Genomic DNA, 15,574 nt, shown 5'->3' with positions numbered 1-15,574 from the left:
CTTGTCTCCCCATCCCCTTGTCTCCCCATGCCCTTGTCTCCCCATCTTTACACTTAACTTAACGCTACCTTTTTTAGTAAATTTAATGGCGTTTCCTAAGAGATTGATCAGAACTTGACGCAGTTTACTAACGTCACCTTGAATATAATGGGGAATGTCTGCTGCCTTTTCAAATATGAGTTGTAAACCTTTTCCTGAAGCGCGGAAACGTAACATTTCTTGGAGGTTATCTAAGAAGATATGTAAATCGAAGTCGATAATATTTAATGATATTCTACCGGCTTCGATTTTGGACATTTCGAGAATATCGTTGATTAAGCTGAGTAAATGTTCTCCTGCACGGTTAATAATTGCTAAGGAATTTTGATGTTCTTCTGTAATAGTTTTATCTTGTGACATTAATTGGCTAAAGCCTAAAATTGCGTTGAGAGGAGTTCGCAATTCGTGGCTCATGTTGGCTAAAAATTCGCTTTTGGCTCGGTTGGCTGCATCTGCGGCAATGACGGCTTGTTGTAGAGCTTGTTGAGCAAGTTTGATGTCGGTAATATCGGTGATGGTGGCAATATAACCTTTGAATTCACCGTTTTCGTCAATTTCCGGCAATGCTTTACCCATAACCCAGACAACTTTACCATCAGGACGAAGGCAACGACAGTCCTTAACAAAGGATGTTTTTGTTTTTACCGCTTCTCTCCATAATTTTACAACTGTTTCGCGGTCATCGGGATGTAGTACTTTCATCCAACCATCCCCTAAAGATTCTTCGATGGAAAGTCCGCTAATTTCAGTCCAATGTTGATTAAAATAAATACACAATCCATCAGCATCGGTATTGACAATGGCAACTGGACAAGCTTCTGCTAGGTTTTGATATCGTCGCTGGCTAAGTTGTAGTTTTAACTCGGTTTGTTTGGCTTCGTTGATATCTATCCAATAGCCTACATATTCTAAAGGGTAGCCTTTTTGATCGCGAATTAATCGTGTTTGTTCGCTAAACCAATGATAAGTACCATCACTGTGTAAAAAGCGATATTCACAAGTGAAGTATTCTTGATTCAAGGCTTGAGATAGTTGTTTTTGCAGTTTGGGTAAATCTTCTGGATGTACGTGACGCATCCAGAAACCGGATTCCGATAAAAATTGTTGTGCTTGATAACCCGCTATTTCCGAAACGTTTTGACTAATAAATGTGTTGTCGAAGCTGCCTGAAGGTAAACAGCTGAAAATTACAGCTGGGGAGGAAGCCAGTAAATATTGCAATCGTTCAGTTGCTAAACGCATTTGTTTTTCAGCATTTTTACGCTTACTGATGTCTTCAATTACGCCAATAAAGTATTTGATTTCTCCAGAGGTTTCACGTACTACCGATGCTGTTAAATTTGTCCAAATCACCTCACCATTTTTGCGGATAAAGGCTTTTTCCATGGAAAATACATCGATTTGATTTTGCGCTAATTGGTTGCAATAATCGACACATTCTGCAAGGGAATCGGGGTGAGTAATTTCGGTGCAGTTAAGTTGTAGAAGCTGGGATTTGGAATAGCCGACAATCTCACAAAACTGCTGATTAACTTTGATAAATCTATCATCGAGAGAAACTTGAGCAATTCCGACTGCGGCATTTTCAAAGATAGCGCGAAATGCTTCTTCTCGTTCCCGCAAAGCTGTTTCGGCGCGTTTGAGAGCAGTTATTTCGATTAATACGGTTCCTACTCCTGTGGGGATATTATCTTCTCCAGGGATGGGAAAACAAGAAAATAGAAAGTCACGCTTCTCCGCAGGTTGCCTGATGAAAGCACCGCTGATTTCAATATTGAGAATTGATTGATTGGTTGCTAAAACTTGCTGGTAAAGTAGTTCTATCCTAGGAGCTATAGTTGGTAGAATTTCTTGAATGGTTTTACCAAGATGTTCTTCTACGGATATACCGTTAATTTCAGCAAGTAATTCGTTGATTTGAATATATCTTAATTGTCTATCTACAATATTCAATCCTACGGGAGCGCTACTAAAAAAAGCATTTAATCGAGCTTCCCGTAAAGCTACTTCTTTTTCTAAGATTTTACGCTGAGTGATATCACGTCCTTCAACAATTAACAATACTACCCGATTATTGTCATCAAATATTGGTTTGAGAGAACAATCAATTGTCACTATATTGCCATGATTGTCGATAACATCTACTTCATCGCGAATAAATTCACCATTTGCGCCTCGTTGAATTATTGCTTGTAGATTATTTTGACAACAGCAAATTTGTCTTCCTAAACAGTGCCAAAATGGTAAACCTACAACTTCCCTTTCTACTAAACCAAATAAATCAAGGGCTGTTTGATTGAGTGAGATAATTTTACCATTGGGTTGTAATAGTGCCGTAAATCCAAAACTAGAGTTAAAAATCGCCCGAAAACGTCTTTCACTTTCTTGTAAAACAACTTCTGCTTGTTTACGTTCTGTGATATCCTTATGAGTACCTGTCATTCGTAACGGTCTCCCAGCAGAATCGCGCTCAAAGATTTGTCCGCGAGACTCAATCCATTTCCATTCTTGATTTTTACAAAGCATCCGAAATTCTACTTGATAAATCGGAATTTTTCCCTGTAAATATGCTTTTAACTCTTGCTGGATAAATTCCCAATCTTCCGGATGTATCAATCGTCGTAAATTTAAAGCATCTTCACCAATTTCCCAATCTTCATAACCGAGCATTTTCTTCCAACGCGAATCGCGGTAAACTTTAGAATCGCGAATATTCCAATCCCATAAACCTAAATCGCTGGCTTTTAAAGCTAATTGCAATCTTTCTTCACTGTATCTATGAGCAGTTTGGGCTTGTTTACGTTTAATTAACCCCCCCAATTGTGCTGCTACAGCGCTGACTAATTCCAATAAATGTTTATCCCGACTTTTAGTACAGCTTTTAAAAAACATCAAAACAGCCAGCACTTCACCCCCATTCAAAATCGGTATCCCAAAACAGCTTTTTAAGCCTACTTGCAAACCTATTTCTCTACGCATAAACTTTGTCTGGGAAACTTGGGAAATGTCTTCTAACCATTGGGATTCTTTGCTTGCCCACACCAATCCCGGTAATCCCAATCCTTGACTAAACCTCATGGTTTCGCTATGGTGGCTAAACTCTGCTAAACTATCTTGCGAACCATACCAACCCAAACAGTATTCCAACACCCTACCATCGCTACTAGGAATCCACGCTTCCCCAAAATCCCAGTTTATATGTTGGCAAATTAACCGGAGAATAAAACTCAAAGCGCTATCGATATCAATTGCTTTACTAATAGCTTGGGTTGCTTCCAACAATAAACGAGTTTCCAACTGCGCTTGTTTGCGCTCGGTGATATCTCTAGCTGTAGCTAAAACATATTGCTGTGCGTTGATTTCTATTAACTCCGCACTCAACAACATTGTTTTCACTTCTCCCCCGGCAGCACGAAAATCTACTTCTTGGTTGCGAATTGTCCCTTGTTCAGCTATAAGCTGCACTAAATCATTGCATTGCTCTGAATCCTGCCAAATTTCTAACTCTTTTCCCTTACATCCAATTACCTGTTCTCGCGTATAACCAAAAAATTTACAAAAACTGTCGTTAACTTCTATATAAGTCATCTCAGAAAATATACTGAGGAAAATCGGGTCGGGACTCAAACGGAATGCTGAAGCTAACTTCTGTTCACTCAAACGTTTTGCGGTTTCGGTTGTTTGTTGCGATCGCGCTTCTGATGACATACATGATAACCGTCGATATAGGGGATTACTACATTAAGCGAAATTTTTGCTCCCAGCAGAAGCTAGAAGTGGCTTAATCTTCTCGCACAGTCAGCGCAGAGCAAAGAGAGATCAACCGCACCAAAAAGGGTGAATGGTAATTACGGAGCGCATTGGAAGTAGCTAAAATACCCGATCGTAAATGCAAATTTTCTGATGTATCATCAATTATGTGTAAAAAAAACGAAAGTTGAATATAGGTTTCTACGTTACCAGTCGCGATCGCAATGCGACAGTGATGCATATCACTGCGTGATAATTTTTTTTTAATGGAATTATCGATAACATTTTATAAAGTAGACTTCGCGGATGCATTCTGATAGCAAGAACCGTCATTATAAATATGACGGCTAAAAGGAGCAAAAAATGGCAATAAAGTCAACTAATCCATATCCTTCAGAAAATGACGTTCCCCCTGGCTATTTGAACATCATGGGTTACGTTGATGAGTCGGAAGTAAATGGTCCTGGAAGTCGGGCTGTAATCTGGGTACAAGGTTGTAAACGAGAATGTGGGGGTTGTTTCAATCCGGAATCTTGGTCATTTGAAATTAATCAGCTTGAATCAGTTGATTCCCTCGCGGAAAAAATTCTGAGTAAACCGGGAAATACAGGAGTTACATTCTCTGGAGGAGAACCTTTTTGGCAAGCTCCAGCATTAGCTAGTTTAGCTCGTAAGGTGAAAGCTGCTGGGTTAAATGTCATGTCTTTTACTGGCTTCACATTGGAAAAATTGCAGTCGGAACAAGCACCACCAGGTGCAAAAGAATTGTTAGAACAATTGGATATTTTAATTGACGGACCTTTTATCGAGTCTTTAGCAATAAATTCTCCCAATTCTCCGGTTTCATCAAGTAATCAGCACGTCCGCATATTTAACCCAGATTTTGAGGATAAAATTACTTGGGCTAGCGACCAAATCGAGATACACGTATTTAAAGATGGCAGCCGTTTAGTTACTGGATACCGTGGTTGGATGGAATAAATTATCGTTAATTGATAAATATTTTTCAAACCAACGACTTGATAAACGAGCAACTTCTTCAAATGCACCTGGTTCTTTAAATTGACGGCTAGCATTTTGGATCATGCTTAATTCTTTATCAGATGTCTTAATTAGTTTGAGCGTGTCTTCATTTGTGGCGATGGTTGGTAGGTCATTTTCACCGACAATCAATAAAGTTGGTGTTTGTAGGTTAGATAAAACTGATGATGTTAAACAAGTTTGTCCGCTGCACGAAACTACAGCCCCTACTAAGTCGGGATTTTCTGCTGCTGCAAGTAAAGCTGCACCTCCCCCCGTTTGTTCTCCAAAATAACCAATTTTCAAATCACTGGTAAGAGGATTATTAATTAGCCAATTTGCTGCACCAATTAATCTTGTTGATAGTAGTTTAACGTTACTACTACAATGTCTGCTGCGTAAGTCGATTGCCTCTTCTTGAGGTGTTAATAAATCAATTTGTACGGTACCTAATCCCGCTGTTTGCCTTAACATATGAGCAAGGTAACGATTGCGAGTGCTGTAGCGACCAATTCCACTACTATGTACAAATACGACAATTCCTTGACAGCTTCTAGGTAAAACTATTTCTGCTTCTAAATGAGTAGAATCAACTTCGATTGAAACTATTTTTTCTTCTACGTTATGCAAGAAAGTGGTATTCACTTTGGTATCCTTTTAAAAAAATGGTAATTATTTATTTATATTACTAATATATGTTTTTTTACTTTTTTAGTTGTATTTCTTCAGATCCCCGACTTCTTCAATAAATCGGGGATCTATAGCGGTTTTCACTTGGGTGCGATACAAATTTTACCTCACCCCGCCATCTGAGTACCCCTCTGCGATGCCTTGGAGAGGGGAGGGGTGAGGTTTTAATGTATTGGACTCAACTGAAATTTGCTATAAATTCTCCAAGTGTTTAACCGGATATGATGTCATACATATTCAAAATGTAATTATAATTGTAAAAAATATTATCCAACAACTAACTTTAGATATATTCCGTAAGTAATATATGACACAGACTTGTTTTTAACAAGCTAATGTTTTCAATACGACTTGATAACGTTGTTCAACATCTTTTTTATCTTCTTCAAAAGATAATCCTTGATGACTAGCTTGTAATACCAAATCTGCATGACGACGCAAAGCTGTTTTATCTGAAGATTTTTCTGTATAATTAGCAATCATCGCGATAGATTCCAATAAACGAATATTTACAGATGCATCGCTAGAAAGATTTTGGCGAATTTGATTAAAAGCAGCATCAGTTAATCCTGCAAACGTGACCGGATAAGCAATTACGCGAAGATTTCTAAATGCATCATAACGATAAGGTGAGGGAAAATCTTTTTGAACCAAGTGTGAAAGTCCAGCACTGAGTTGGTTTATACAGCGGATTGCAGTGAAGGGGTCGTTGAGACTCGGAGATAAAGCCCGTAAAGCTATCTCAACTAATTGAGCGATGGGAAATTCTATATCTTGTTGTTCAGTACGCTCTCTACCGAAGATAAATGCTTTGTTAATTTGTTGTTGAATCTTAGTAAAATTAGGCGTATTATAATTATCCCTATCCATCGAAAGTATTTTGACGATGGAACTTCCCTTAATCGTAAACTTTCCCGGTCGAATTAATACTTTTACCATTAAGTTATGTTTACAAGCTATATCCATTAACTTTTGATCATCAATTGCTTGCACATAACCTTTATATAAAGACCTAATGGGGAAAGCTTCAGTATCAAAATCGACGGGTATTTTGGTCAACGAATCTTTGTCTTCGGGTTCGTTATGTCCAATTTTCTGAGGAAATAATCTTTCTATCGCATTATCTAAATCTTTACTAACCTCAGCAATTACATGAGAAACTTGAATGATCGTGGATGCATGATGAATGAAATAAATTAATACTGCCGTACTAATTACAGCCAACAAAATTCCTACAGTGACGGAAAGATAGGGTATGAACTTATCTCTCTCATCGCTGCTTCCATAAACTTCTCGTAATACTAATATTGAATAAATAAAAGTACTAATAAATGTACCGAGTACTAATTTATTGCCTATGTCCTGCATGAAATTACGCAAGAGTCGCGGACCAAAGTTGGAAGAAGCAAGCTGAAGCGCCACAATAGTAATCGAAAAAGCTGTAGCAGTAACGCTAATCATAGAACCTGCAACGGCTGAAAGTACAGCACGAGCGCCATCGGAACTACCAGCATAAATCCAGCCCCACTCTTGAAGTGGACCGTAATAGCCTAATCTATCTAAATGGAGTAAACCAAAGGCTAGGGCAACACTTCCAGCCATCATCAGTGCAGGTACAACCCAATAGCTTGAATTAATCGAATCCCACAGCTTACCCAACCAGACGTTTTTCATTGCCGATCAATAATCGAAGTTTTATTGTTACCATCTTTATCTTCTCTGGGAATTTGACTGTGAATCAAACGGTTTAAGGAACCCCCAATACTGCGGCTTTGAGGTACTTTCCCAAAACCAGATGGCCATCCTTCCCGCTGACGATTTCTGTTACCGTCTGTCTCTTCTGTTTGATCGTGGAAGAGGATTTGTTGAGTTGGGAACGGCAAATCAACACCGTTAGCGGTCAATTTATTTTTCACAGCACTGAGTACTTTATCGCGAAAATCCAAGGCATCGGCACGACGGGGTGGCTGTATCCACCAACGAGCGCGAATATTCACGGTAAAGTCTGCCAAATCGACTACCAGTACATCCGCTGCTGGATCTTGAAGCACTCCTTCGGTTTCATTTATTGCTTCGAGAATTAACTGTTTGGCAAAGTCAATATCATCTCCATAACCGATACCAAAATCATATTCAATGCGTCGATTTCCAAAAGCGGTATTTACGGTGACAGAATTAGTAAAAAGTTCGGCATTGGGAATCACAATTCGGCGACCATCATAAGTTCTAATTGTAGTCGCTCGTGTTTCAATATTTTCTACTGTTCCTTCAAAATTTTTAAATACTATTTGGTCGTTAATTTGAAAAGGTTCGGTAAGTAAAATTAAAATTCCAGCTAAAAAGTTTTGTAAAATATCGCGGAAAGCAAAACCAACTGCTACTCCACTTATTCCTAACAATTGCACTAAATCGCCGACTTGAAACGAAGGAATAATAATTGTTAAGGCAACAAATAAACCAACTAAAATTATTGTACCCTGAGCTAAGCGCCCCAAAACCATTCCTAAACTGCGAGCATTACGACGACGACGGGTCACTCGTTTTATTACTTGTTTAACAGTCCTAGCAATCAAAAAAAAGATGATAAAAACAATAATTGCCAAGATAACACTTGGTAATCGAGCGATAGAATTATCTATTAATAATTGAACTCTATCCCAAGCTGATGTTATTTCTGCTTTTGTATCTGATGCTGAAGGTACTTGTGCAATTATCATTTGATGGTTGTTAGTTGTTAGTTGATGATGGTTAATTTATGGTTGGTAATTATTAATTGTTCAATTGATATATTTTCCAAGCAGTATAAGTACCGATGGGACTCCAAATTAAATAAGGTACTAATAATAATGCCGCCCAACCTGAAACTTGTAAAACGAACAAAGTCAGGATGATTCCAATCACAAATCCTACTCCTCCGACAATTGCTCCTGCTTTCATATTTTGTAACCACAATGAAACCGGAGTAAAAGCAACAATGACTATTTCTAAAAGTAAATATAAACCCATTAAAAACCAAGTTTGAGAACTACCGGGTTCCCGTTCCCAAATTATATAGGCAGACCAAGCACCGCAAATAAAAATTACTGTCCAAATAATTGGAATTAACTTTTCAAATGTCAGCCAACTTGGTCGCTGCAATCGCTTAAACCATTTGACATCTTTGGGTCTGATTATACTACTTCCAAGAGCCACTATAAAAGTTACAGCTCCGATTACCATCCAAGATTTTAGCATTGCTTTAGGAGTGAGGAGTGAGGAGTTAAGAGTTATGAGTGAGGAGTGAAAAGTGAGTACCACCGGAGTGAGAAATTAACAAACAGGACTGTCAACTGTCCACCTTTAACCTCTAACCTTTAACCTTTAACCTATGATTATTAATTTGCAATAAAACTCTTAACTTTCATTTTTTTACGACGTAAACGAGCAATTGCTTGACGTTGTAACTGTCGGACTCTGGTATGAGAAATATCCATACGTTTTGCGACTTCAGTTAATGTTAATTCCCGCCCATCACTTAAACCAAAATGTAAATTCACAACTTCTCGCTGTTGAGGAGTTAATTCAATCAACATTTCATCAAGACATTCCCGCAATGATTGATGATTGACGTAATCATCTATAGAAGAACTTGTGTCTTCAAGTAAATCTTGTAATTCCGTATCTTGTCCTTCACCAACTCGTAAATCTAATGATACGGGTTGACGCGACATATGTAGATAATCTTGAATTTGCGATGGGTTTAAAGCAACAGATTCAGCAATATCTGCTATTGTCGGTGTACGTCCTAATTCTTGGGTTAAATCTCGTCGTGCTTTCTTAATTTTTTTTAACGTTTGACATACATGAATTGGTAAACGGATGGAACGACTTTTTTGGTCTAATGCCCGCGTAATTGCTTGTCTAATCCACCAATAAGCGTAGGTAGAAAATTTATAACCTTTATCAGGGTCAAACTTTTCTACTCCTCTTTGTAAACCTAAAGTTCCTTCTTGAATTAAATCGACAAATTCCAAATTATGATGCTGATATTTTTTTGCGATCGCCACTACTAAACGTAAGTTCGCTTCAATCATTTTTTGTCGGGCAAATTCGCATTTATCAAGGGTTTCTTGCAGTTGGGATTCGGTCATTCCTACTGCATCAGCCCACACAGAAAAATCGGGTTCGGAGTCTATTTTAATGGTTAATTTTTCTTTAATTTCCAGCAATTGCATTAATTGCTTAACTTGTTGGGCATAAAATACTTCTTGTTCACGAGTCAATAATGGTACGCGCCCAATTTGAACTAAAAAAGCACGCACAGTATCTGTATTTAGTCTTTGCTTGGCGGATGCGCTGTTTTCTTTATTATTAATAGTTGCGGGTTGCATATTAATCAAAAACTCCTGAAAACTTCAACAAGGGTATTAATTGCAAAAATCAAACTTTTCCGGCGTTGCATCTAATTTTTGTATGAGATGTTCGGCTACTCTTGAAGCATTAGCTACTATTGTAAATTTGGGATTCATAGCCCCAACTTCAGGGAAGAAACTCGAATCTACTACATATATATAATTGGCTTCTTGAAGATAAGGTAATGCCGCTTTTTCCATATAAAAATAACCGTAAATAATATGAGTATGTTTAAATTGTTCGATACTCAAATCCTCGATATATTATTGTACCATTCGTTAAGCAGCAATCTTAACCAGGATGTTTAATTTAGCATATTTATCTATTTTTTGTTCTACTGCTTGACGATAAGCCTCTAAATCGCTGACATCTGCTGCTTTTTTTACACAGCCTTGCAAGTGATTTCGGCATCTTCTTCGTTCTTGATTATAAATCATCCCAATATCCAGCTACTTCCCAGGATAATCTAACTTTTGTGTAGCTAATTGCTATAGATTTGATCTAAATTGTTTATTTTGTGTCATTTATTTATGAGTTTTTCTTAGATTTTGGTTTGGAAAAATTATTTAGTTCTATACTTACGTTAAGTAATAGAAAAAATATGTTTAAGAATAGATTAAGAGCCAGAACAAAAGATGAAGTATAAATTCTCGTTCATACTTCATGTTTTAGTTTATTCTTCCTAATACTTAATACAGGATAAAGGATAAAGTATTGGAACTTCATCCTTTTCCTATTTTTAAGCAGTTACTTTTTGTTTAGACCAAATTCCATTTTCATCTTCCTCATACTGTTGGTGAATTGCATTCCAAGCAGCTTCTTCCGCTTTACTTTCATCTTTAGTTTCATCTAATACAGAATTGTAGCGTTCGATGAAAGTTTTTTGAGCGGTTTCCGATAAATGAGAACGTACTTCAGGGGCTAAATCTTCAGCGCTATTACAATTACCAGAACAAGCACGAGGTAAAGTAACTTCGCTAGTATGAGTTTCTTCACCACCAGCACTTTGTAGGAGCAGTAAAATTTCTCCGGTTTTATCAGCAGGTACTTCTGCCATTACAATAAACTCACCAGCTTTCAAGCGAGTTTCGTAGACAGCAGCTTTCTCTTTAGGCATTCCCAAAGTTGCTAATACCGAAGCTAAACCTGCACCAGCACTACCAGCTAATGCACCACTTGCGGCTCCTAAAAGCGCTCCACCGATAGGTCCCGCTGCTACAACTGAACCTACGAAGGGAATAAACAGCACTCCTACACCAGAAAGCAAACCTAAAAAGGAGCCAAACAAAGAACCGAAGACTGCTCCTGTTCTCAATCCGCCTAAAATAACGTCTTTCTTGGTAATAAAACCTGAAATTCTAGTTTCAGATTGGAAGTTGTTACCCATTACCGAAATATGTTCGCGGGTTACACCTCTATCCAACAAACGACGGACAACATTTTCAACTTGTTCTTGCTGTTTGAAAACACCTGAAACAGTACGTTCTGCTTTATATTCTGACATATCGATTCCCCTGTATTAATGCAATTCACGAATATGAGTTAAAAATGGAATTTGCTGCTTCTAATTAACACCTACAGCAGTTTTTTCAGGTGTTCTACCATCTGCTTGCAAAGATTCTCCTTCAATAAAGGAGCGCAACATCCAAGCCATTTCTTCGTGTCCTTCCATTAATCCGGTAAGGAAGTCAGCAGTTCCTTCATCGTGGAAGTCATCAGCACATTTATCAATATGTTCGCGTAAATTACGGATAATCTGTTCGTGGTCATCTACCAATTTAGATACCATTTGAGTTGCTAAAGGTAGATTTTCTGGATTTTCTTTTAAGGATGTCAGTTGCAGAAATCCTTGCATAGTACCAACAGGAAAATAACCCAAAGCACGTACACGTTCGGCGATGGAATCTATATTTGCTGTTAGGATTTGATAGTGTTCTTCCCACAATTCATGCAAACTACGGAATTGAGGTCCCACTACATCCCAATGGTATTTTTTTGTTTTAACTAACAGTAAATAAGCATCTGCTAAATCATTGTTCAATAATTCGCAAACACCTTTACGCTGTTGCTCTGTCAATCCAATATTAATGCTACGCATAATTTAGTTTCTCTAAATTTAACTCTCCCTCAATTTGAACATATTTATTTTTTCCAAAAATCAATCAAAGGTGATAATCTCAGGTTAGATGTTAACGATAAATACCTAATACTTTTTATATAGTTCTGTCACAAGATTATCACCGGGCAAAAATTTGAAAGCATCAAATTAAAATGTATAAAAATAACATCTTTACATCAAAAGATAGGATGATACTTTAAGTAGGTTGGCGTTAAAAATTCTCACAATACAGCGCTAACGACGAGGGACTCAACAGCGCCCAAGATTAAGCATCAGCAAGAAAACCCGTTTCTTTCAGCAGTAGTTCTAGTTCTGTGTGACGAAGTTTCGTGTCCTTCTTGTTATTTCCCCACATCTGAGCAAAAAAGTCTTGCATTAGCGAAATTATACTTCGGTATTTGATGATTAATGATTGAATCAATGACCTCCAGAGATTACCGCACTGTCACAATCCAAGTCCATCCAATTAATAACACTTGCAGCGGTAGGCGGAACAGTAGGTAACGAGGTCCGTTTTCATTACCACCAAAATCCACTGAATTTATGGCTGCGTAAACGTTGGACGGAAACACACAGATTAAAAAAACAATCAAGGTTGCCATAGTTTTGCTACCTTCTGCTAAGTTTTCTGAGAATGCTTTATTAATCGCTTATTGATAGTGTTGATAGAGTCGCAACGCGGAATTTTCTAATGATACACTCAAAGATGTTGCCGAAATTGAGTCCCAATACCGCGATTTAGGGCATTGGGTATTTGTTTGTCGTTGCTTTTGCATCTGATTATTTCAAAAGTGTCTCAATTACTTCAATCCGAATCGTCCTCAATACCATGGTTCAAAGTATTATTAGATGCTATACATAAAAATAAAAAGCCGTATTTCTTGCAAATAAATACTTATTTTTAACCATGGCCAGTTGTAAAAAATACTCTGTATATGTAACTCTCTCAATTACAAATTTTCAACCAAAGAAACTATTTCCTGTAAATCGGTAATAAAATAATCGGCTTGTTGTTTAACTTTTTCTCTGATAGCATATCTACCAAACCCAATAAACATATCAACAGCAGATTTAGATTCTAAATCGCTGACACCATCACCGACAGCGACAATTATTCTTGGTGAATATTTATGGCGTAAACTTTTGACAATTTCGGGTTTACCACCGGAACGAGTTGAAGGATAATTACGGTCAAAGTCACGATAACTGCCATCTTCGTGAAAATACAGGTCAACAGCTTCGATTAACTCTACATCTAGATAATCGGCTAGAGGTTTGATTGCTTGACGATAACCACCGCTTAAAATGACTGGTATCCAACCTTGATTTTTCAAAGTTGTAATAACTTGCTTTGCGGAAGGTTCTACGGTTTCAATATATAATTTACCAACTTGCGAAACACTTTCAGCAGTCGGTTGAATAATAGATAAACGTTTAGCAAAAATACTTTCTAAAGTAATCTTACCTTCCATTGCTTCAGCAGTCATTTTTTCAATTTCTTGAGTTGCTTCTTCACCTGCTACACGAGCTAACTCATCAACTCCTTCAATACTGCTTAAAGTACTGTCGCAATCAAAAATAATTATCTTATCGTATTGATTCGTCATTTTTTGGAAATTCTACTTATATTATAGCGGTTTTCACTATATCTACATATTTGCTGTTTATATTCTACCCCTATAGAGGCTATTCATCGCCATAAATGTAGAGACGTAGCAGTGCTACGTCTCATCTAAAAAATAAAATATCGAACTATTTACCTTCAATTCAAACGATGAAAACTACACTCCCAAAAACTGATTAAATTTCTCTTTCTGAGCGACAGAAGGATTTTTTAGTGGTACTACTTCGTATTTATTAGCACGAGGTCTCGCTAAAATAACGTGATAATTACGCAATTCATCTTGATGAAATACGGTAATTTCAATAGTATCTTGGGGTTGATATTCTTTCAATCTTTCACTTAATTGATTTGCTGTTACCTTGATACCATCAATTGCTAATAATTCATCACCTGCGTCAATTCCAGCGATTTGTGCCGGTGAATCTGTTTCAACAAATTTGATTGATTCTCGTGCATTATCACTAGTTACTTTTATCCCTAAAAATGGTTCATCTGGAATATCCGCAACTAACTTTAAACCAAAGGGTTCGAGATATTCGTTAAATGGTAAATCTTCTGTACCGTGGATATAACGCTGAAAGAAATCTGTTAAATCAATTTCCGCTACTGATTCAATAACTTGCTTTAATTCCGCAGCAGTATAACCAATTTCATCCTTACCAAATTCTTGCCATAATTTAAGCATTACATCATCAAGAGAACGTTGATTATTATGACGAGAACGAATTAGTAAATCTAACAATAATGAAATCATTTCTCCTTTTAAATAATAGGAAATTTGAGAATTTTTACTATTAGCATCTTGACGATAAAGTTTAATCCAAGCATCAAAACTTGATTCGGAAACGGGCTGTATTTTACGTCCCGGTGTGGTTTCATATGCAGTTATTTCTTTACTTAAATTATTTAAGTATGATTTAACGTTATAAATTCCGGCTCTTAAAGGAATTAATAAATCATAGTAACTTGTGGTTCCTTCGCAAAACCATAGGGAAGGTGTATAGTTTTCTTGGTCATAGTCGAAAACTTCCAATTCTTTGGGACGAATTCGCTTCACATTCCATAAATGGAAGAATTCGTGAGCTACCAACTGCATAAAACGCTCGTATTTTTCGCGATCGCAAAATCCAAAGCGCTTATAAATTAAGGCACAAGAGTTTTTATGTTCCAAACCACCGAATGATTGGGCTGATAAATGTAGCAGAAATAAATATCGTTCATAGGGTAAACCACCGAATATCTGGGCTTCTACTTCGATGATTTTCTTGATATCCTCAATCATCGGTTCGACTTGCACATTACCTTTTCCCCAAATTGCTAGTTGATGAGGTAGAGAATGTACCTCGAAGTCATATAGTTGATGGGAACCGATTTCAAAAGGACTGTCTACAAGAGTATCAAAGTCAGCTGCAACAAAAGTATTTTTTTGTTTTTCAACTGCTGGTAATGTTGTCGTTACCTGCCATTGTGGGTGCGGTGTTTGAATGGTGATATTAATTGGTTCTCTTTCAAACCCCGGTATTCTAAAAAATAGCGCCGCTCCATTAAAATAACCGTGGGTTGAATCTAAATGATTTGTGCGGACAGTTAGTTCATTCGCAAAAATACGGTAACTAATAGTAACTTCTGAAACATTAGTTGTATCTACTTGCCAATGATTTTTAGAAATTTTACACCAAGTTAAAGCTTTATCGTCACTGATCGCAGAAAAATCTTGTAAATGCTTAGCATATTCCCTTACTAAGTAAGAACCGGGAGTCCAAACGGGCATTTTTAAATCCAAAGTGGATGATGAATAGCCCTGCAAATGTAAAGTTACCTCAAACAGATGGGTTTGAGGCTGAGGCATCGCAATTTGGTAACTAATTGTCGCAGTAGCTTGTTTTGTCGAATTTTCAAGATGATGAGCAGTTACTTCGGTCATTTTTTCAAAGTTATCA

Annotated in this window: 14 protein-coding genes; 1 reads left to right on the top strand and 13 read right to left on the bottom strand. The window is 37.3% G+C overall.

Annotated elements, in window-relative coordinates; translation table 11 throughout:
• On the bottom strand, positions 1–3,747 hold a 3,747-nt coding region (locus tag IQ247_RS06670; RefSeq protein ID WP_193918276.1), incomplete at its 3' end, for a PAS domain S-box protein.
• A 73-nt stretch (positions 3,748–3,820) separates the two neighbouring features.
• On the bottom strand, positions 3,821–4,030 hold the full coding sequence (locus tag IQ247_RS06665) for a hypothetical protein (protein WP_193918274.1): 210 nt from the start codon (positions 4,028–4,030) through the stop codon (positions 3,821–3,823).
• A 122-nt stretch (positions 4,031–4,152) separates the two neighbouring features.
• On the opposite strand from IQ247_RS06665, the gene IQ247_RS06660 reads away from it, so the two are divergent.
• Positions 4,153–4,770 carry a 4Fe-4S single cluster domain-containing protein gene (locus IQ247_RS06660; RefSeq protein WP_193918272.1) on the top strand — a complete coding sequence of 206 codons (618 nt, stop codon included), beginning with the start codon at positions 4,153–4,155 and terminating at the stop codon, positions 4,768–4,770.
• Here the strand turns inward: IQ247_RS06660 and IQ247_RS06655 are convergent.
• The 11 genes from IQ247_RS06655 to IQ247_RS06605 all read right to left on the bottom strand — a co-directional run bounded on the left by IQ247_RS06655 (position 4,738) and on the right by IQ247_RS06605 (position 15,558).
• Complete coding sequence (locus IQ247_RS06655) at positions 4,738–5,454, bottom strand: dienelactone hydrolase family protein (protein ID WP_193918270.1); 717 nt, start codon at positions 5,452–5,454, stop codon at positions 4,738–4,740. The genes IQ247_RS06660 and IQ247_RS06655 overlap by 33 nt on opposite strands.
• Before the next feature lie 369 nt (positions 5,455–5,823).
• Entirely contained in the window at positions 5,824–7,173 is a 1,350-nt protein-coding gene (locus tag IQ247_RS06650; protein ID WP_193918268.1) for a DUF2254 domain-containing protein, read from the bottom strand.
• A complete protein-coding gene (locus tag IQ247_RS06645) occupies positions 7,170–8,216 on the bottom strand; it encodes a mechanosensitive ion channel family protein (RefSeq protein ID WP_193918266.1) in 1,047 nt (348 codons plus the stop codon). Before IQ247_RS06645 ends, IQ247_RS06650 begins: the two co-directional genes overlap by 4 nt.
• Positions 8,217–8,268: 52 nt before the next feature.
• Entirely contained in the window at positions 8,269–8,733 is a 465-nt protein-coding gene (locus tag IQ247_RS06640; protein WP_193918264.1) for a TspO/MBR family protein, read from the bottom strand.
• Positions 8,734–8,873: 140 nt separating this feature from the next.
• Positions 8,874–9,869, bottom strand: coding sequence for an RNA polymerase sigma factor, RpoD/SigA family (locus tag IQ247_RS06635; RefSeq protein ID WP_193918262.1), 996 nt, complete (start codon positions 9,867–9,869; stop codon positions 8,874–8,876).
• Positions 9,870–9,905: 36 nt separating this feature from the next.
• On the bottom strand, positions 9,906–10,091 hold the full coding sequence (locus IQ247_RS06630; RefSeq protein ID WP_193918260.1) for a hypothetical protein: 186 nt from the start codon (positions 10,089–10,091) through the stop codon (positions 9,906–9,908).
• Positions 10,092–10,630: 539 nt separating this feature from the next.
• Positions 10,631–11,395, bottom strand: a complete 765-nt coding sequence (locus IQ247_RS06625) for a ChaB family protein (RefSeq protein WP_193918258.1) — start codon at positions 11,393–11,395, stop codon at positions 10,631–10,633.
• Between the two features lie 60 nt (positions 11,396–11,455).
• Positions 11,456–11,989, bottom strand: coding sequence for a Dps family protein (locus IQ247_RS06620; RefSeq protein WP_193918256.1), 534 nt, complete (start codon positions 11,987–11,989; stop codon positions 11,456–11,458).
• A 455-nt stretch (positions 11,990–12,444) separates the two neighbouring features.
• On the bottom strand, positions 12,445–12,612 hold the full coding sequence (locus IQ247_RS06615) for a DoxX-related protein (protein WP_193918254.1): 168 nt from the start codon (positions 12,610–12,612) through the stop codon (positions 12,445–12,447).
• Positions 12,613–12,960: 348 nt separating this feature from the next.
• The gene (locus IQ247_RS06610) at positions 12,961–13,617 is read right to left on the bottom strand and encodes an HAD-IB family phosphatase (protein ID WP_193918252.1); all 657 of its coding nucleotides are present in this window, start codon (positions 13,615–13,617) and stop codon (positions 12,961–12,963) included.
• Positions 13,618–13,791: 174 nt separating this feature from the next.
• Positions 13,792–15,558, bottom strand: coding sequence for a M61 family metallopeptidase (locus IQ247_RS06605; RefSeq protein ID WP_193918251.1), 1,767 nt, complete (start codon positions 15,556–15,558; stop codon positions 13,792–13,794).
• Positions 15,559–15,574 lie beyond the last annotated feature (16 nt).

The sequence above is a fragment of the Plectonema cf. radiosum LEGE 06105 genome (assembly GCF_015207665.1).
In the GTDB taxonomy this organism is placed as follows: domain Bacteria; phylum Cyanobacteriota; class Cyanobacteriia; order Cyanobacteriales; family Nostocaceae; genus Rivularia; species Rivularia radiosa_A.
The sequence above is the reverse complement of the archived record's forward strand: the minus strand, read 5'-3'. Positions and strand labels throughout refer to the sequence as shown.